This is a genomic window from Pontibacterium sp., from assembly GCF_964228735.1.
Classification (GTDB): Bacteria; Pseudomonadota; Gammaproteobacteria; order Pseudomonadales; family Balneatricaceae; genus Pontibacterium.
The window spans coordinates 1-17,199 of the sequence record NZ_CAXRBQ010000069.1; the positions used below are offsets into that span (position 1 = coordinate 1).

General features: G+C 51.9%; 16 protein-coding genes. 12 read left to right on the forward strand and 4 right to left on the reverse strand.

Annotated features, from left to right (window positions below; genetic code table 11):
• The first annotated feature begins 70 nt into the window (after positions 1 to 70).
• On the forward strand, positions 71 to 601 hold the full coding sequence (locus tag ACEQ15_RS07050; protein WP_370278426.1) for a hypothetical protein: 531 nt from the start codon (positions 71 to 73) through the stop codon (positions 599 to 601).
• A 4-nt stretch (positions 602 to 605) separates the two neighbouring features.
• Positions 606 to 932 (forward strand): hypothetical protein, encoded by a 327-nt coding sequence (locus ACEQ15_RS07055; protein WP_370278427.1) that lies wholly within the window; start codon positions 606 to 608, stop codon positions 930 to 932.
• Positions 933 to 948: 16 nt separating this feature from the next.
• Here ACEQ15_RS07055 and ACEQ15_RS07060 read toward each other — a convergent pair whose 3' ends face one another.
• Positions 949 to 1,395 (reverse strand): pseudoazurin, encoded by a 447-nt coding sequence (locus ACEQ15_RS07060; protein WP_370278428.1) that lies wholly within the window; start codon positions 1,393 to 1,395, stop codon positions 949 to 951.
• A gap of 287 nt (positions 1,396 to 1,682) precedes the next feature.
• Here ACEQ15_RS07060 and ACEQ15_RS07065 point away from each other — a divergent pair, with 287 nt between their 5' ends.
• Positions 1,683 to 2,738 carry an ethylbenzene dehydrogenase-related protein gene (locus ACEQ15_RS07065; RefSeq protein WP_370278429.1) on the forward strand — a complete coding sequence of 352 codons (1,056 nt, stop codon included), beginning with the start codon at positions 1,683 to 1,685 and terminating at the stop codon, positions 2,736 to 2,738.
• Between the two features lie 48 nt (positions 2,739 to 2,786).
• A complete protein-coding gene (locus ACEQ15_RS07070; protein ID WP_370278430.1) occupies positions 2,787 to 4,496 on the forward strand; it encodes an NADPH oxidase family protein in 1,710 nt (569 codons plus the stop codon).
• Positions 4,497 to 4,581: 85 nt separating this feature from the next.
• Here ACEQ15_RS07070 and ACEQ15_RS07075 read toward each other — a convergent pair whose 3' ends face one another.
• Positions 4,582 to 4,836: a hypothetical protein gene (locus ACEQ15_RS07075; RefSeq protein WP_370278431.1), complete on the reverse strand. Its 255-nt coding sequence runs from the start codon at positions 4,834 to 4,836 to the stop codon at positions 4,582 to 4,584.
• 186 nt (positions 4,837 to 5,022) lie between these two features.
• On the opposite strand from ACEQ15_RS07075, the gene ACEQ15_RS07080 reads away from it, so the two are divergent.
• Together ACEQ15_RS07080 and ACEQ15_RS07085 are read left to right on the forward strand one after the other, a co-directional pair.
• Entirely contained in the window at positions 5,023 to 6,369 is a 1,347-nt protein-coding gene (locus ACEQ15_RS07080; RefSeq protein WP_370278432.1) for an aspartate aminotransferase family protein, read from the forward strand.
• 88 nt (positions 6,370 to 6,457) lie between these two features.
• Complete coding sequence (locus tag ACEQ15_RS07085) at positions 6,458 to 7,948, forward strand: CoA-acylating methylmalonate-semialdehyde dehydrogenase (RefSeq protein ID WP_370278433.1); 1,491 nt, start codon at positions 6,458 to 6,460, stop codon at positions 7,946 to 7,948.
• A gap of 296 nt (positions 7,949 to 8,244) precedes the next feature.
• Here ACEQ15_RS07085 and ACEQ15_RS07090 read toward each other — a convergent pair whose 3' ends face one another.
• A complete protein-coding gene (locus ACEQ15_RS07090; RefSeq protein WP_370278434.1) occupies positions 8,245 to 9,120 on the reverse strand; it encodes a LysR family transcriptional regulator in 876 nt (291 codons plus the stop codon).
• Between the two features lie 534 nt (positions 9,121 to 9,654).
• Between ACEQ15_RS07090 and gshB the strand changes: the two genes are divergently transcribed.
• The 6 genes from gshB (at position 9,655) to ACEQ15_RS07120 (ending at position 16,318) form a co-directional block, all read left to right on the forward strand.
• Positions 9,655 to 10,692, forward strand: a complete 1,038-nt coding sequence (gene gshB, locus ACEQ15_RS07095; protein WP_370278435.1) for a glutathione synthase — start codon at positions 9,655 to 9,657, stop codon at positions 10,690 to 10,692.
• Positions 10,676 to 12,721 (forward strand): flavohemoglobin expression-modulating QEGLA motif protein, encoded by a 2,046-nt coding sequence (locus ACEQ15_RS07100; protein ID WP_370278436.1) that lies wholly within the window; start codon positions 10,676 to 10,678, stop codon positions 12,719 to 12,721. Before gshB ends, ACEQ15_RS07100 begins: the two co-directional genes overlap by 17 nt.
• A gap of 73 nt (positions 12,722 to 12,794) precedes the next feature.
• Positions 12,795 to 13,067 carry a PA3496 family putative envelope integrity protein gene (locus ACEQ15_RS07105; protein ID WP_370278437.1) on the forward strand — a complete coding sequence of 91 codons (273 nt, stop codon included), beginning with the start codon at positions 12,795 to 12,797 and terminating at the stop codon, positions 13,065 to 13,067.
• Positions 13,068 to 13,134: 67 nt separating this feature from the next.
• Complete coding sequence (locus tag ACEQ15_RS07110; RefSeq protein ID WP_370278438.1) at positions 13,135 to 14,115, forward strand: CorA family divalent cation transporter; 981 nt, start codon at positions 13,135 to 13,137, stop codon at positions 14,113 to 14,115.
• Positions 14,116 to 14,167: 52 nt separating this feature from the next.
• The gene (locus ACEQ15_RS07115; protein ID WP_370278439.1) at positions 14,168 to 15,334 is read left to right on the forward strand and encodes a cation:proton antiporter; all 1,167 of its coding nucleotides are present in this window, start codon (positions 14,168 to 14,170) and stop codon (positions 15,332 to 15,334) included.
• 99 nt (positions 15,335 to 15,433) lie between these two features.
• A complete protein-coding gene (locus tag ACEQ15_RS07120; protein ID WP_370278440.1) occupies positions 15,434 to 16,318 on the forward strand; it encodes a mechanosensitive ion channel family protein in 885 nt (294 codons plus the stop codon).
• Between the two features lie 90 nt (positions 16,319 to 16,408).
• On the opposite strand, the gene ACEQ15_RS07125 is transcribed toward ACEQ15_RS07120, so the two are convergent.
• Entirely contained in the window at positions 16,409 to 16,936 is a 528-nt protein-coding gene (locus ACEQ15_RS07125; RefSeq protein WP_370278441.1) for a transposase, read from the reverse strand.
• Positions 16,937 to 17,199 lie beyond the last annotated feature (263 nt).

The following is a 17,199-nucleotide window of genomic DNA, read 5'->3' on the forward strand; positions in this document are numbered from 1 at the left end:
CTGTATTGTATAGAAGTGAACAGATCTGTACACTTTTGCGCTTTCCATTAATTTCGGTTTGGAGATTTCTATGAGCGTTGAGCTGGGTTCGCTGCAGTGTTTTGAAGATTGTGAAGATCAGGCGCAGATGCTCATGCAGGCGTTGGCGGAGGAAATGATGTCTGACAGTCACAAACGTTACGTGGTTTGGTCAGCAGTGATGGCTGCTAAGGATGATCAACTGCTGGAATTGGTGAAAGCTGAAATCGGCGAGCTGACCGAAACGGAAAAACGTGATGTGCGCTTCGCACTGAGCCGTATGTCGGTGACCAATCCGTACTTCTTCAGCCGCAACTTTGCCCAGGTGAATGCAGGTGGTTCATTGGATGTTTTGAACATGCGTCCGTTCTCAAGCATCAATGTGCATGATGAAACCGGCTATCACTATGCCTGTATTGCAATCTCGATGGTTAATGGCGGCTATAACTGTTTCCGCAGCCACGTAGCCAGCCTGCAACAGGCGCAGGAGGGCGACCAGGCGATCGATCAGGCCATGCGCATTACCGCAGGTTTATTAGCGATGCGTCAGGCGATCTTCACCCAGCAGCAGTGGGGCGCATAGAGCCTTGTCTAAAGGGTTGGTTACTGCATTAGAAGCAGAGCTAAACGATGCGATCCAGCAGCGAGCAAGAGAAATCCAACTGCAGTTGGATCGCGGTGAATTGGTGGCAACGGGCTGTGCAATGGCCGCGTTGCCAACCGTCTCGAATGAGATCTGGTATGCCGCGGAAGAATTGGCGCAGTGTTTTGAAAAACTGCCCCCAATAACCGTTCATCAGCTTATGCTGGCGGATAGCCAGAGCACTTCCCCGGAACAACCATTCATAGCGGTCGAGTCTGCAGATATCTTCGACCACATCCATCATGCGCTTACGCTGAGCGTTAAGTGCTAAGCAAGCTCTTCAGGCGTTATCTCACTTTCTCCAGGTATTCTTCCAGGCGGTATTTATGTACTGCAAATGTGCTGCTTAGTGCTGCTGCATTTTGCTTCACTTCACTGAGATTCGTAGCTTCGCCGGCGACGATTACTCCAACCATAGCCATCGCGGTGTGTGGCAGGCATTTGTAGACGTACACGCCTTCTTTATCGATAGTAATACTGATCTTCTCGTTGATGCCGCCTTTCCACCCGGCAGAACCTTCCGGAATCAGGTTCGCAATTGTTTCTGAGTTGTGGCCGGGATCGGTCGGCTCGAAGTGCACAGTATCCCCGACTTCCACATTCAAAACGGAAGGTACGAATACCATCGTGCCATCGATACTCGCGTTTCTCATTTCTACGGTGTATTCCGCCGCCCATACAGATTGGGAGCTGGCCAGAAGGGCGGTTGCCAGTGATAAAGCTTTTACGTTCATTCGGTTTCCTTAGAAGCGATAGCCGGTGTTACGGATTGCATTGTTCACATACGCCATCCGGCCATTTCTGTGTGTTTCAACTAATACTGGTGTCCCGTATAGGGCTAATTCTCTGATCTATAAGCAATAAATCTTGAGAAAGCTACACCAGTAGCAGACTGACTGTTAGCAGATAGTATTACAAGAAATAGTATATAAAGTACAGAAAACAACGTTGATAATAATAACGATTATCAATAATATTCGCGTCCCAAAATTAAAACAAATGTTTGGACCATTTACTAGCCATGAAAAAAACTGCTATCTCATGCTGCGTAGCGACGACCGCGCTACTGTCACCTCTGGCACAGGCCGCTATCGATACGCTGGAGTCCCGCGTTATCAATCAACCGGTCACCATCGATGGTGTCGCAGACGAAATTTGGGCTAACGCCAAGCCGATCAACATCAAACTTGATGAGACACCGTACGAGCCGAACAACGGTTACACCGGTATGACACAAACCGAAGTCGAGATGCGCTCTGTATACGACAGCGAACACGTTTATTTCCTATTGCGTTGGGAAGATCCGACACACAGCCTCGAACGTTACCCTTGGGTCAAACAGGAAGACGGTAGCTGGAAGAGTATGCAAAACAAGGACTCGACCAAGCACGAAAACACCTACTACGAAGATAAGGCCTCCATCTTCTGGAACATCAGTGAGAAGGGCTTCAAGAAGAAGGGTTGTGACCGCTCATGCCACATGCCGGACGACGATGGATTGCTCGATGGTGTGAAGGACACCTCTGCCGGTCGTCACTACACCAAGAAAGCCGGTGAAACCATCGATATGTGGCACTGGAAAGCAGCGCGTACCAACATCAACAATCAGATGGATGACCAGTACGTCGACCACGCCCGTAGCGAAAGCAAAGAGTGGGGACGCCACAGCGACGATAAAACCGGTGGTGGTTACTACTACAACAAAGAGAAAGGCCGCGATACCCCGGTATGGATGAACAAAATACTCAGTGCGGAAAATACGTACTGGGTTAAGGAAGAGTTGAAGGTTCCTTTTGAAGATGTTGGCTTCAAGCCAGGTGACATCGTGGGTGGCCACGTAACTGGTCCATTCGAAGGTCCTCGTGCCGACATTGCCGCCAAAGGTGTTCACAAAGATGGTTACTGGACGCTGGAGATCAAGCGTAAGCTGGTGACCAACCATGAGCACAGCCAGGCACGTGATGTTCAGTTTGATGACCTGAGCGATGCGTACTTCTTTGGTGTGACTGTGTTTGATAACGCACAGATCAACCACATCCACCACACCAAGTCTTACCGCATGGTGTTTGAGAAGTAAGTATGACTGCGGCTCCGATGGGGCCGCATTTGTGAATAGGGGACTTACATGAGTGATTCCTTCAGCACTCAATCGAGCTATGGAAGCTCCTGGCTGGCATCAATGAGCAGTTGGCTGGCTGGTCGCCGGCTCTGGTTTAAAAACCTGCCCTGGTTGACCCTGATGCTGGGCCTGGCGGGTTATCAGTTCTGGATCGGCTATACCTACGAATCCAACGACACCACGAATATCTACCTGAGACTGTCCCGCGCCAGCTCCTATGTGTTGCTGCTTGTGCTGGTGGTGCTCTGGCTGCCGGTGATGCGAAACGGTCTCTCCGTATTGCGTCGCTCCTGGGTTGGGGAGTGGTTGCCGATTGAGAATGCCAATGCGTTGCACAAATGGTTGGGCCATATCTGCATCGTATTCACGTTGGTGCACGGCACCCAGTATCTGCTTTACCTGAATACCCTCAGTGAGCCGTTTACCAAGGTCCTCTTCGCCGAAGAGTCTGACCTGGTGCGCTCCATGCGGACCACCATGTATGAATTTGTCAGTGAAGACGAATCCATTGATGTGGTGGGTCAGTGGATTGAAAACGGCCGAACGCAGGAAGGTTATGAAGAGCAGGTCAAACCCATCATGGAGGAGGACTGCACCAAGTGTCACAGCAGAACCTCCACCCAAACCTATGCTATTCAATGGATGCCGCTCACCAAATACGATGATGTGGTATCGCTGAGTGATGAAGGGTGGTTGTCACGCCAGTTCCGAATTAACGTCAGCGGTTTGGTCATGTTTGTGCTGTTCTTTGTGGTTTGGTACACCTCGCTGGAGCGGTTCCGCAAGCGCCACCATCATCACTTCCAGCAACTGCACCTCTTAGGTTATCTGCTGGCGATTCTGGGGTTATTGCATATTCCAAGTCTGGAGTGGATTGTGGCACCGACGGTGGTGTTGTTCGTTGAGTTTTACCTGTCGAAACGTTCGCGAACATACCGCCGCCAGCCTTCGCGCCTGACCGCAATCACCGATGACCTATTGCGATTGGAGATCAAGCGTCCGGAACGCTTGAAAATCCGCGCCGGTCATTACGTGGATCTGCGAATTCCAGGCTTGTTCTCCGACCGTACTGAGAGTGAAAAGCAATGCACCACGGTGTTGTGTCGAGAGTGGCACCCGTTCTCGCTCACCGGCTCCCGTAACGATCCTGACAAGCTGGTATTGAAGGTTCGTGCTCAGGGAGACTGGACCTACGCGCTGCGAGACACGTTAGGCAATAGTGATGCCTGTGAGCTGGATATCGATGTACGTGGTCCGTATGCCAGCCCGATTACCCATGCGACCCGTCGTAAAGACTGGTTTATGGTCGCCGGCGGCATCGGCATCACGCCGTTCCTGAGTTTGCTACGTGAACTGAAGAAGCAGCCGACAGAGCCTTATCACCTGCATCTCGTTTGGGTGTTGCGTGAACCGGCACTGATGAAGTGGATACGTCCGTTGTTGGAAAAACTCTGTGAGCACAACAATGTGCAATGTCACTGGCACTTCTATTTCACCGGTGATCAGAGACTGTCGCTGGAAGAGCAGGAAAAGCTTAAGGCGATCGGCAGTTTGCACCTGCATCGTGTCCGCCCGGATTGGCAGGCGTTGGTAACGGAAATTGCCGCTACCGGCATCCGTCCAACCTGTTATGTCTGCGGACCTGACGCCATGTCACGGCAGGTGAAAAAGGCGTGCCGTAAACAGGGGTGGGCTGTTCATAAAGAAGAGTTCTAATCCTTGATCTTGGCGTAACAAGCAAAAGCCTCGATCTCAGTAAATGGAGGTCGGGGCTTTTTTGTGGCTGGCAGCTTTCTTTCTATTAACCCTTATCCAACATATGCAGGTAGATGCGTGTCAGTCCCTGTGACTGCACCAAGCGTGCAGCGTCATCCAACGTATCAAAGTCACTGGGTTGCTCTCCGTTCAGAGCGAGCAGATGTTCCTGTCCAGTGACTGAACTGCACATCACGTGATACCGCTTTGCGTCGTTCTCGATGATGTAGGTGTTGAGGATGGAACCTGCGTCGATAAGGGCTTTGAGCTCGGCAATGGATACGGCGTGGGTGGTGGACATGTTCTGGACTTCCCGGGATTCGTTTAGATCAGCTTAGCAAAGCCATTCAGGTTTCGGCGTGAATAAAACGATAGTTAAGTATTTACTTAAGGTAACGTCAAAACGTTTGAATTTAACAACGTATCAGCATCGCCATAATGGACCTCATAAGATTGATCCACGCTGCAATTATGAATGAGGTGGCAGATGAATAATAAGAACGATAGCCAGACTATTTGCGGTCTATCACAAGAACAGATTGATGCGCACTGGATGCCGTTTACCGGCAACCGTGACTTTAAGAAAGATCCTAGAATCATCGTATCTGCAGAGGGTAACTACTACACCTCCGCTGACGGTCGTACGATCTTTGACGGCCTGTCCGGTCTTTGGACCTGTGGTGCAGGTCACAGCCGCCCGGAAATCACCGAAGCGGTGAGCAAGCAGCTGAAAGAGCTGGACTACGCACCAGCTTTCCAGTTTGGACACCCTAAATCCTTCGAACTGGCCCACCGCATCACTGAGATGATGCCGGATACTCTGAACCGTGTGTTCTTTACCGGTTCCGGTTCTGAATCCGTTGAGACTGCGCTGAAGATTGCACGTGCATACTGGCGTAAGAAAGGTCAGGGCAGCAAGACCCGCCTGATCGGTCGTTCCAAGGGTTACCACGGTGTGAACTTCGGTGGCATCAGTGTAGGCGGTATCGGTCCTAACCGTACTATTTACGGCCAGGGTATCGACGCGATCCACCTGCCACATACCATGCTGGAAGAGAACCGCTTCGTAAAAGGCAGCCCGGAAACCGGTGCTTACCTGGCGGATGATCTGGAAGACCTGATCGCGATCCACGATGCGTCTAACATCGCAGCAGTAATCGTAGAGCCGGTTGCAGGTTCTGCCGGTGTAATTCCACCACCCAAAGGTTACCTGAAGCGTCTGCGCGAGATCTGCGACAAGCACAACATCCTGCTGATCTTCGACGAGGTTATCTGTGCATTCGGTCGTATGGGTTCCAAGACCGGTGCGGAAGAGTTTGGTGTAACACCAGACCTGATGACCACTGCGAAGCAGCTGACCAACGGTGTGATTCCAATGGGCGCCGTGATCGCCAAGCAGGAGATCTACGACACCTTTATGGAAACTGGTGGCCCGGATTACATGCTGGAACTGCCACACGGTTACACCTACTCCGCACACCCAGTAGCGTGCGCAGCGGGTCTGGCGTCCCTGGACATCCTGCAGAACGACAAGCTGATCGAGCGTGTGGCATCTATCGCGCCGCAGTTTGAAGAGATGCTGCACAGCCTGAAAGGTACCAAGTACGTCGCGGATATCCGCAACTACGGCCTGGCCGGTGCACTGACCATCGAGTCTGCTCCAGGCGAACCGGCATTGCGTCCTTACCAGATCGCGATGAAGTGCTGGGAGAAAGGTTTCTACGTACGTTACGGCGGCGACACCATTCAGCTGGGCATGCCGTTTACGTCTGAGATTGAAGAGATCGACAGCGTGATCAACGCCGTTGGTGACTCTATTAACGAATTGGCTTAACAAGAATTTACCTGACGCTTCATCACCGTCAGTTAGCGCGCCGGGGCTTGGCTCCGGCGGGTGAAAAATAAAAACCGAGGTAACACTAATGACTATGATCGGCCATCTGATTGACGGCGTAATGCGCGAAGACGCTGCGCGCACCCAAGACGTATTCAACCCATCTACTGGTGCTGCGAGCAAACAGGTTGCACTGGCATCTGTTGAGACTGTAGAAGAAGCGATTGCAGCGGCAGAGCGTGCATTCCCGGCGTGGCGTAATACGCCGCCAGCAAAGCGTGCACAGGTGATGTTCCGCTTCAAAGCGTTGCTGGAAGAGCACGCTGACAAGATCTGCGAAATGATCGGTGAAGAACACGGTAAGATCGCTCACGATGCAGCCGGTGAACTGCAGCGTGGTATTGAATGCGTAGAGTACGCATGTGCCGCACCAGAACTGCTGAAAGGCGAGCATAGCCGTAATGTAGGTCCTGGCATCGATTCCTGGAGTGAATTCCAGGCGCTGGGTGTAGTAGCCGGTATTACTCCGTTCAACTTCCCGGCGATGGTTCCACTGTGGATGTACCCAATGGCGATCGTATGCGGTAACACCTTCGTACTAAAGCCATCCGAGCGTGATCCTTCCTCCACCATGTTCATCGCTGAACTGCTGCAGGAAGCGGGTCTGCCAAACGGCGTAATGAACGTTGTAAACGGTGACAAAGAAGCAGTAGACGTGCTGCTGTCTGATGAGCGTGTTAAGGCGGTGAGCTTCGTAGGTTCTACGCCAATCGCTGAATACATCTACTCCACTGCTAACGCTAACGGCAAACGTTGCCAGGCACTGGGTGGTGCGAAAAACCACGCGATCGTAATGCCAGACGCGGACATGGATAACGCTGTTAACCAGCTGCTGGGCGCTGCATTCGGTTCCTCCGGTGAGCGTTGCATGGCACTGTCTGTAGCAGTAGCAGTAGGCGATGAAGCGGCTGACACCCTGGTTGCGAAACTGAAAGAAGCGATGAAGCCTCTGAAGGTTGGTGCATACAGCGATCGCAGCAACGACTTCGGTCCTGTGATCACCCGTGCACACCAGCAGAAAGTAAACGGCTACATCGACAGCGCCGAAGCTGATGGCTGCAAGATCGTAGTTGATGGCCGTAACCCGCAGGTTGAAGGCTTCGAAGACGGTTTCTTCGTAGGTGCGACCCTGATCGACAACGTAACCCCAGAAATGGTGAGCTACAAAGAGGAGATCTTTGGTCCGGTTCTGCAGGTTGTTCGTGCGAACAGCATGGAAGAAGCGATGCAACTGATCAACGACCACGAATACGGTAACGGTACTTGTATCTTTACCCGTGACGGCGAAGCAGCACGTTACTTCTCTGATCACATTCAGGTAGGCATGGTGGGTATCAACGTACCGCTGCCAGTACCTGTGGCTTACCACAGCTTCGGTGGCTGGAAGCGCTCCCTGTTCGGTGACCTGCACGCATACGGTCCGGACGCTGTACGCTTCTACACCAAGCGTAAGACTATCACTCAGCGCTGGCCTTCCAGCGGTGTTCGCGAAGGCGTTTCTTTCTCCTTCCCGAGCTAATTACGAAACTCGTAACGAGTCTCGTTCGGTTGGGTCCGTTCGCTGGGAAGGTGCGAGGCCGTTCCCAGTGCCCAACCAAACTCGAACCGGGCCGTGTAGCTCCGGCCCGGTTCACCCCGTGCTCTGACTGGTCCATCGTGTGTTCTTCATCGCTCCAGAGTCAGGCGTGAAGAGTACTGAGGGCATTTTCGGGACCAAGGAGTCTTACGCAAACTCCTCTCTTTGCCCCCATTTTGGCAGATCTCGGCGCAAGCTGAGGTCTGCTTTTTTTGTTTTGGGCGTTGAGGATCTGAATATCAGGAAGGCTGCAGATTAGCCTGTGGACGTAGTTCCAATTCACACAACTTGTCGATGATGGCCGTCAGTTCGGACTTGCGGGCTGCACTTTTGGACATCACCGCATACACGTTGCGGCTGGCCGGGCGTGATCCGCCCACCATATGCAATTTCCCATCCTCAATATAAGAAGCGACCAGCGCCTTCGGTAGAAAGGCCATCCCACCGTAGGTGATCAGGAACTCCAGTGCGATCTGGCTCTGCTCTGTATGCAGGATCGGTGCAACCGGCTTCTTGAACAGTTTGGCATGCTTAAGGTTGAAGGCGGTGCCCCAGTCGACAAACACATAGCCCATCTCTTCGGCGTCGCTCACCTTAGCGCCGGGTTTATCACAGACCAACACCAACTCGATCTTACCGATACGCACTGTCTCCAGCTCGGCCAGGGTAGGCGGATCGATCACCACGGCAATATCCAGGCGCCCCGCAATCAACGAGCGCGTCAGCTCCAGATGGGAGTTAATCTCCGTACGGATCGATATGCTGGGAAAGTCCGCTGCCAGCTGTGGCAGGATTGACTGCAGGAAGGTGTCCCACAGATTGGAGATGCCACCCAGAATAAGCTGTGTTTCCTGTTGCTCCGCCACACCTACGTCCTGCAGTGCCAACTGCCACGCCGCCAGAATATTTTCCGCATGCTGGATCAGTCGCTCCCCCGAAGGGGTCAGCATGATGTTGTTGCGCTGTCGTGTGAACAGCGGCACGCCCACCATATCTTCCAACTGCTTGATGCGGAAACTGACCGCGGATTGGGTCAGGTACAGGTTCTGTGCGGCCTTACCGAAGTGGCGAGTGCGAGACACTTCGAGGAAGGTTCTGAGTAGTCCTATATCCATAAAAATATTTGATCAAAACAATGAAAAAGCATTGTTTTACAGTAATGCCGATTGGGCTAATAATCCACAAAAAATGGACGACCAGATTTTGTACAGTTTTTACGACTCACAGGTGCTTGCAGACAGATGCATCGATACTGGAGTACGAGAACTGGCTGAACGACAATCAGGTAAGGCAGAGAGCGGTTGACTACAAGCGCCTCTAATCTGGACGTCCTAGCGAATTAATCGCAAAAATCCGCAATACAAAACTCCCTGTATTGCCCGTGAATTCAGTGTTTAACAGAGATCCTGAGATGAACAGTCAGTCATACAGTTACAGACGATCACCCAGTGCCATGCTGCACTTGGATCAATCGTACGTGTACGGAGCTGTCTGATGTTGGGTTAACGTTTAACACTAAAAACACCCGATAAAGCAGCTAACGGAACCGATTGAAACACGTTCTTTAGCTGCTTTTTTTTACCTGAAATTTAACCATTAGATATTCTAATCGAAATCGACCATGACAATGGTCAGCATGGAGCAGTGGCTTGAAAATTTGCTTTCTGATGTACCCGTGGGAGCGTGTCTCCCCTGAGACTGATACTACTTTGCGCATGATCCACGAGGCGGCAGCCCGTGGTCATACGGTGGCGATTACGACGCCAAACAGTCTGACAATTCGCGACAGCGTGGCGCATGCGTTTTGTAACGTACTGAAAAAGACAGACAAGCTGACGAGCAACATCCCGGCGTTTTACCGTCGGGCTGAGTTCAAGCGCTGCAAGCTGCCGTTGGCGGGGTTCGACGCGATCATCATGCGGGCAAACCCTCCGCTGGATACCGTGGCGCTGAACTTCCTGGATTCGGTACGTAACGACACCTTCATCATGAACGATATCGATGGTTTGCGTATCGCCAATAACAAGCTGTATCCGGCGTCGTTCAGTGGCGATGCCAGCCGCTTTATTCCGGCGACACATGTGTCGAAAAACCGCGAATACCTGGAGCAGGTCCTGAGTGATTCGCCGACCGGCAAGATGATCATGAAACCGCTGAATGGGTTTGGTGGTCAGGGCGTGATTGTTATTGAGAAGAGTGCACGACAGAACTTCCGCTCTTTGCTGGATTTCTATATCGGTTCCGGTGACCAGAGTAACTACGTGATCCTGCAGGAGTACGTATCCGGTGCCGAGCAGGGCGATGTGCGCATTCTGATGCTGAACGGTGAACCGATCGGCGCGATGCGTCGCGTACCATCGGGTGATGACGTACGTTCCAACATCCATGCCGGTGGCAAAGAAGTGAAACACCAGCTGACACGAGAAGAGAAAGAGCTGTGTCGCGCAATCGGGCCGCAACTGGTGCGTGATGGCTTGTACTTTGCTGGATTGGATGTGATCAACGGCAAACTGATCGAAGTAAACGTGCTGAGCCCGGGTGGTATCACCCGTATTAACCGATTGAACCGGACAAAGCTGCAGGTGTTGGTAATCGATTTTGTTGAGAATGTGGTGTCGGCAAAAGAGCGTGTTATTGAGCGTAAGAGTACGTTCCGCAAGGTAATCGAAGATGCAGAAGCTATCTGAACGCCGAATTTTGGAACTGATTGCAGCCGGAGAAACATTCGAGTGTGAGTCTTCCGATGGTGCATTCATCCTCAAAATTGACGATTACACCCCGGCGATCTGTACCGCAATTCACGATGGACACAATTTTCGTAGTTCATTGGAAAGCTACTGCGCGCTGACCGAAGAGGAGCGGCTGTACGAGGAAGATCCGTTCACCGCCGAGTTGATTGATGCGATGCCGATCACGCTCATAGGACGGGATTCACGCTATGAGTATGATCTCAACCGTCCAGTAGCGACCTGTATCTACAAGAAGGCGTGGGGTAAAAACGTTTGGAATAAACCCCTGTCGTCTGCGCAGCGTAAATTGAGTGTATCCAAGCACAAAGCGTTTTATGCCGTATTAGATGCGCTAGTAGCGAAGTTAGAAAAGCGCTTTGGCGCCTGTGTGGTGTTTGATGTGCACTCATACAACCACAAGCGCCGGGATGGTGATCCGCCAACATTTAATCTTGGTACCGAGCAGATCGATTTGGATCGCTGGGGGCCAGTGGTGGACAGATTCAAACGTGGATTGGGAAGAATAGCTCTGACCAATACACCTGTACGAGCCGCGTATGATGAAGTGTTTTATGGCCGCGGATATCTAATTGCGCACGTAAATAGCCGTTTTGAGAACACGCTGGTACTGCCTTGTGAAGTGAAGAAAGTGTTCATGGATGAGCTGACCGGTGAGCCATACCGGTTGCTGCTCAATGAACTCAAAGAGGGGATGAAACATAGCCTCTCCGATACTGGTGCGTTTTTCTCACGGAGGCATACACGTAAGTCGCGTACCCGTCGTTTGGACATGCTTTCATCGCAGATGGATCCGGCGATAACTGCGGTGGACCGCGAGTTGCATCGCTTGGCACGTGGATTGGAAACACTCCACTACATCAATCCTGTCAATATTCAGCAGGAGAAGCGGCGCTTTTTTGCACGCAAAGGTAACTATCAGCCGCAGTTTAAGTACAAACCGCTGGCGATTGATCCCTATGCCTTTCGTGAAAAACTGTACCGCCTGCCGGTAGACACGATTCGTGATCCCGGTGTGCAGCAGATGTATTGCCAGGTGATTGATGGGCTCTCCAGCAAGATCGACCTGCTGGTGAGTGCGGGTAGCCCGCAGTTTGTGTACAGCTCGCTGAAATACTACGGCGAACCGAGCCTGGAAGACGAAGCCAATGCGCGATTTCTGCTGCATGCGGCATCCCACGGTCCGGCCTCTGAGGTAGAGATCGGTGCAGATCAGGCGGCGGAGTATTTCCGGCAGCGGGCCGCTGACTGGGGCATGAACTGTAAGGTCGAGCTGTCCGGGAAACTGGTTGCCTCGGCAATGGTATCCAACAGCAAGCGTACGTTGTACGTAAACAAACACGCACGCTTTACGGAAACTGAGATGGCAGCGCTCACGCATCACGAGTTGGGTGTGCACATGGCCACCACGTTGAATGCCGCGATGCAGCCGTTAAAGGTGTTTTCGCTCGGCTTGCCGGGTAACACCATGACCCAGGAAGGGTTGGCGATTTTGAATGAGTACCACAGCGGCAACATGTCGTTGGAGCGCCTGAAAGGTTTGGCTCTGCGGGTGTTGGCGGTGAAAGAGATGCTGAAGTACGGCGACTTCAGGCACACCTACAGCTACCGGCTGGAGGAGAAAAAGATGTCTGAAGGGGGGGCCTTCAAGCTGGCTGTGCGGGTACACCGCAGTGGCGGCTTTACCAAGGACTACTTGTATCTGCGTGGTGTCAGTGAAGCGTTAAGGCTCCACAAAAGTTGTGATATCAGCAGCTTGTACGTGGGCAAAACCGGGTTTGATTATCTGCCAATTCTCAATGAACTAATTGCGCGGGAGATCATTCACCAGCCGGTTTTTGTACCAGAGGGCTTAAGTAATCCAGAGCCGGTATCCGATATTCTGGATTATCTGGTTTCGTCCATCAAACCGACTACACGTGTGGGTTTGATGGCAGATGCAGGCACCCGCAATACCGAGGTTGCCTGAGCCATGTCCGGAGTGGCACTAACGTTGCTCCGGTTTTTTCTTTGTTGTTTGTATGTTCGATGAGAGTCGAGAAATGAGCAAAATAGATGTGGAAGCGTACGCTTCCGACTACGATGATTGGTCTGAGGATTATTCAGAGCAGAAAGGTACGCGCCGGAAAAGCGGACGTGGGCAGAATATGAACCACAGTAGCGATCTGGATGACCTTTGGGGTGATGAAGAGGGCGAACCTATTCGAGTTAAGGGGCGCAAATCACGGGATCACCGCCGTGATATTGAAGACCGCATGGAACGTCGTCGTTTGGAACGCGAAATATACGACGACTACTTTAATGATATGGCCTGAGGATTAATTTGTTGTCTCCTCAGGTGTTTAACAGTGCAGCATGCCGCGGCACTTTGAGGAGACAATCATGGCAACACCCCTTCCTATTCAATCGACCCGTCGCACCCGGCTTGTACGTCCGGGTACTGAAAGCCAGCCGGTCGAGCAGTACGCGCAGCTTGCAAAACGTCTGCAGTCACGGGAGCCATTCTGGCTGGAGCTGGACTGGAATGATCCTGATGCGGCCGAATGGCTTAAGCACTCTGCCGATCTACCTGAAAGCAGCTGCCAGGCGGTCTTGACCGAAAATACCCGGCCGCGTTCGTTTACCGACGAACATGGCAACCTGGTGCTTATCCTGCGCATCATCAATACACAAGCAACTACCGAAGCTGAGCGGCTGGTTTCGTTGCGATTGTTGATCGACCGTAAACGGATTTTCAGCCTCTGCCACTACGAAACTGAGGTTTTGCGACAGGTCCGTACAAAAATAGGTTCGTCGGATTCCTGCTTTGAACCTGCGCAGTTGCTCACATCGTTGCTGCGCTGGATCCAGGAAGAGATCAACGAGGAGGTCTACAGACTGACCGAATTGGTCTCGGACATTGAGGGCCAGCTTGACCGCGGCAAACCGCCGGTTGATGAGATCAGCATGGCACGCAAACGCGCGGGGGAGTTACAGCGTTACCTGCAGCCGCAGCGGATTGTGTTGTCGCAGTTGCGCCAGCAGCGGGATATCACCAGTGACGCAGAGTTGCAGTCCGACTGGCGTGAATTGGCCAACGAACTGCAACTGAGCCTGGAAGAGGTTGAGATGTCGATCAGCCGCTTGATGATCTTCCAGGATGAGGTGCGCAGTAACTTAAACGAACGCACGACACGCACATTGTACCTGCTGTCGTTGGTGACGTTCCTGTTCCTGCCGCTGAGCTTCCTGACTGGATTCTTGGGTATGAATATCAGTTTTCCCTGGGAGACCTCGCCGCAGGCGTTCTGGTTATTGCTGGTGCTGATTATCGGCATCCTGCTGGGGCAGGTGTGGCTGATAAAACGGTTGGGCTGGTTGTAGTTTTCCAACTTATTTTTCAGATAGATATTAAAAGGTATTTTGAGGCTTCCTCATGCATATGGATCCTGTACTGCCAACCATGGTCGGCACCATCTTTCTGGTGTTAATGGTTGGAGGTTTATTAAAGTTTATGGGCCAGCCACAGATCATCGCGTATCTGTTGGCAGGTGTGCTGATTGGGCCACATGGCCTGGCGCTGATATCGGATGCCGATCTGGTCCACAGACTGGGCGCGTTGGGTGTAGTGCTATTGCTGTTCTTCGTTGGTATGGAAGTAGTGCCAGAGAAACTGCGGGAGCGTTGGCGGATTCCGGTTATAGGTACGGTGTTGCAGGTAGTGTTCAGCTTTCTGCCGGTGGCGGCGATTGGCCTGATGTACGACTGGAGCTGGGCACGGATCGCATTGCTTACATTTGTGATCTGCCTGTCCAGCTCTGCAGTGGTGATTCGACTACTGCAGGATCGCAATGAACTGAGTACTGGCTTTGGTCAGGATATGCTGGGTGTGTTGCTGGTGCAGGATCTGCTGGTAGTGCCGATGCTGATTATTATCGGATTGTTCGGTGGGCAGCAGGTGGATATGCACTCTCTGTCATTGCAGTTGATCGGCGTGGTGTTGATGGGTGGATTGCTGGTATGGATCTTCAGCGGTCGCCAAATGAAGCTGCCTTTTGGTGAGCATATTCGTAAGGATCATGAGATCCAGGTGTTTACCGCACTGGCGATCTGCTTTGGACTGGCGTTGTTGACCGGTTTCCTCGAGCTGTCGACTGCATTGGGCGCTTTTATCGCTGGCATGCTGGTATCTGCTGCTCGCGAGACGCAGTGGGTGCACCACAAACTGGAGCCCTTCCGGGTGGTGTTTGTGGCGCTGTTCTTCCTGGCGGTTGGTATGAGTGTGGATCTGGATTTTGTGATCAAGCACTGGTGGCAGGTGAGCTTGGTGGTGATCGCGGTGTTTGTTGTAGGCACAGTGGTCAACGGGCTGATTCTTCGAGGGCTAGGTTACCAGTGGCGGGAAAGTTTCTACGGTGGGACCGTTTTGGCACAGATCGGTGAATTCAGCTTTGTGTTGGCGGCAGTGGGCTTGCAGGCTGCCATCATTACCGACACCGGTTACCAGTTGGCACTGTCGGTGATATCACTCTCGCTGCTGTTGGGTCCGATTTGGATAAATTTGGGGCGGGCCAGTTTCCGACCCGTGATCGACGACGCTTAGTACGCCGCGTCGATCAATTAAGAACTACTATGTAATTGTATTCAGAGACCGGCAGGGTAGCCGGTCTCTTCTGTTTTGGAGTAAGGGCGGATGCCGTATATGGAGTTTATTGGAACAATCAAGCAACTGGTGCTGGAGCACAAACTGATCACAACCGTTGTGTTTGTGGTGTTTGTGTATCTGTGCAAATTAAAAGTTGCCGCTTTGATCAAACGGCGCGGAAAAGCCAAAGGGGAAGACAGGCGATACCTGGTTAACGTGGTTAAAAACCTGATTAACCTGAGTGTTGTGGTTTGTGTCTTTATGTTCTGGGCCGCAGAGCTGCAGCAATTCGCGCTGTCGGTAGCTGCCTTTGTGGTGGCTTTTGTTGTCGCTACACGTGAATTCATTCAGTGCATTATCGGGTTTATCTATATCGTATCTGCACGTCCGTTTCAGATAGGCGATTGGATTCAGGTGGGTAAGTATGCCGGTGAGGTGACCGAAACGGATTGGGCCAAACTGACGCTGCTGGAAGTAGATATTGAATCGTACAGCCACACGGGTAAAACACTGTTTGTGCCGAACAATATGTTGCTTCTGAATACGATCAAGAACCTGAACTTCCTGAAACGTTACGCAACCCACACCTTCACGATTACCCGCGAACCGGATGTAAACCTGTTCACCATCGAGCAGGAGCTGTTGGAACGTGCAACCGCATACTGTGAAGATTTCTACGAGGTTGCCAATCGTTATAACGCGCTGATCGAAAAACGCCTGGATGTGAAGATCTCTGGCCCAGCACCGTCACTCCATATCTTCACCAACCAGAACGGCGATGATCAGGCGTGTTTCACGATTTTTTGTCCGTCAGAGCAGGCGTGGGATATTCAGAACAAAATCACCCGTGATTTTATGGAACTGTGGCACCGGGAGAAGCGGAAGCTGATGCTGATCGAAAGGGATTCGAAGTCACGTCATACCAGCACGGAAGAGGTATAAAAAAGCCCCTGCGAGCAGGGGCAAATCAGTCCGTAGGTTGGGTCGAGCCGAAGGCGACACCCAACACCCCATAAGCCTGTTTCGTAGATCTCATCTTTCTCCAAATCTACCCTCAAACACCTCGCGAGAACCCCAGTCTCTCTCCAATAACCTATTGCGAATAAATCGATGGATACTCGAATAGGGCCAGTCAGCAGGAATTAATACATGTCCATGTTTTACCGGGTTGTAGTGGATGTAATTGATATGGGTGTTCAGATCATTTTCGTCACGAATCTGATGCTCCCAATATCGCCTCTGCCATATGGCGCGCTCGTTCTTACTTTGCCGGCTGAGGCTAATCGTTTCGTGCTTTGGTATCTGTCTTGAAAAATTCTTCTTAATCAGTCGCCAGCGTGTCGCATAATCATGGTCATCAACTGGTAGTGTCCAGATTGCATGCAGGTGATCGGGCAGTATAACGATGGCGTCTATTTGAAATGGATGGGATTGCATTACCCGGGCGAAGGATAAGCGAAGAAGAGCTATCTGATCGGTGAGTAAATGACTTGAGCGATCTTGAAGGTTGACGGTAAAGAAGTAGGTGCCGCCGGCCTGGCGGGCGCGTCGGTAATACATTGCTAACGTCCTTGTTCGTTGTATGGTTGAAGTGTCGGAATTCCTTTCCAGCCGATTAGTATATTTGCGCTTACGGAGCAGGGAAATAGTGGGGTGTGTTGGGTGTCGCCTACGGCTCGACCCATATATGGTCTCCTCCCTGCTTGCAATGGCTTCAAGCTTCGATGTCCGATACAGGTTGCGGCCATATATCCGGCCTGTTTTATGAAGCTTGTGATAGCTTCTGGCCTTGATGAATATTCGCGCGCAGCGTCCTTATCAAC

Excerpts from the sequence above, each read along its gene's own strand:
- ACEQ15_RS07065 (WP_370278429.1), top strand. The coding sequence starts at position 1,683 with ATGAAAAAAACTGCTATCTCATGCTGCGTAGCGACGACCGCGCTACTG.
- ACEQ15_RS07075 (WP_370278431.1), bottom strand. The coding sequence starts at position 4,836 with ATGTCCACCACCCACGCCGTATCCATTGCCGAGCTCAAAGCCCTTATC.
- ACEQ15_RS07070 (WP_370278430.1), top strand. The coding sequence starts at position 2,787 with ATGAGTGATTCCTTCAGCACTCAATCGAGCTATGGAAGCTCCTGGCTG.
- ACEQ15_RS07115 (WP_370278439.1), top strand. The coding sequence starts at position 14,168 with ATGCATATGGATCCTGTACTGCCAACCATGGTCGGCACCATCTTTCTG.
- ACEQ15_RS07100 (WP_370278436.1), top strand. The coding sequence starts at position 10,676 with ATGCAGAAGCTATCTGAACGCCGAATTTTGGAACTGATTGCAGCCGGA.
- ACEQ15_RS07050 (WP_370278426.1), top strand. The coding sequence starts at position 71 with ATGAGCGTTGAGCTGGGTTCGCTGCAGTGTTTTGAAGATTGTGAAGAT.
- ACEQ15_RS07085 (WP_370278433.1), top strand. The coding sequence starts at position 6,458 with ATGACTATGATCGGCCATCTGATTGACGGCGTAATGCGCGAAGACGCT.
- ACEQ15_RS07110 (WP_370278438.1), top strand. The coding sequence starts at position 13,135 with ATGGCAACACCCCTTCCTATTCAATCGACCCGTCGCACCCGGCTTGTA.
- ACEQ15_RS07060 (WP_370278428.1), bottom strand. The coding sequence starts at position 1,395 with ATGAACGTAAAAGCTTTATCACTGGCAACCGCCCTTCTGGCCAGCTCC.
- ACEQ15_RS07105 (WP_370278437.1), top strand. The coding sequence starts at position 12,795 with ATGAGCAAAATAGATGTGGAAGCGTACGCTTCCGACTACGATGATTGG.
- ACEQ15_RS07120 (WP_370278440.1), top strand. The coding sequence starts at position 15,434 with ATGGAGTTTATTGGAACAATCAAGCAACTGGTGCTGGAGCACAAACTG.
- ACEQ15_RS07125 (WP_370278441.1), bottom strand. The coding sequence starts at position 16,936 with ATGTATTACCGACGCGCCCGCCAGGCCGGCGGCACCTACTTCTTTACC.
- ACEQ15_RS07080 (WP_370278432.1), top strand. The coding sequence starts at position 5,023 with ATGAATAATAAGAACGATAGCCAGACTATTTGCGGTCTATCACAAGAA.
- ACEQ15_RS07090 (WP_370278434.1), bottom strand. The coding sequence starts at position 9,120 with ATGGATATAGGACTACTCAGAACCTTCCTCGAAGTGTCTCGCACTCGC.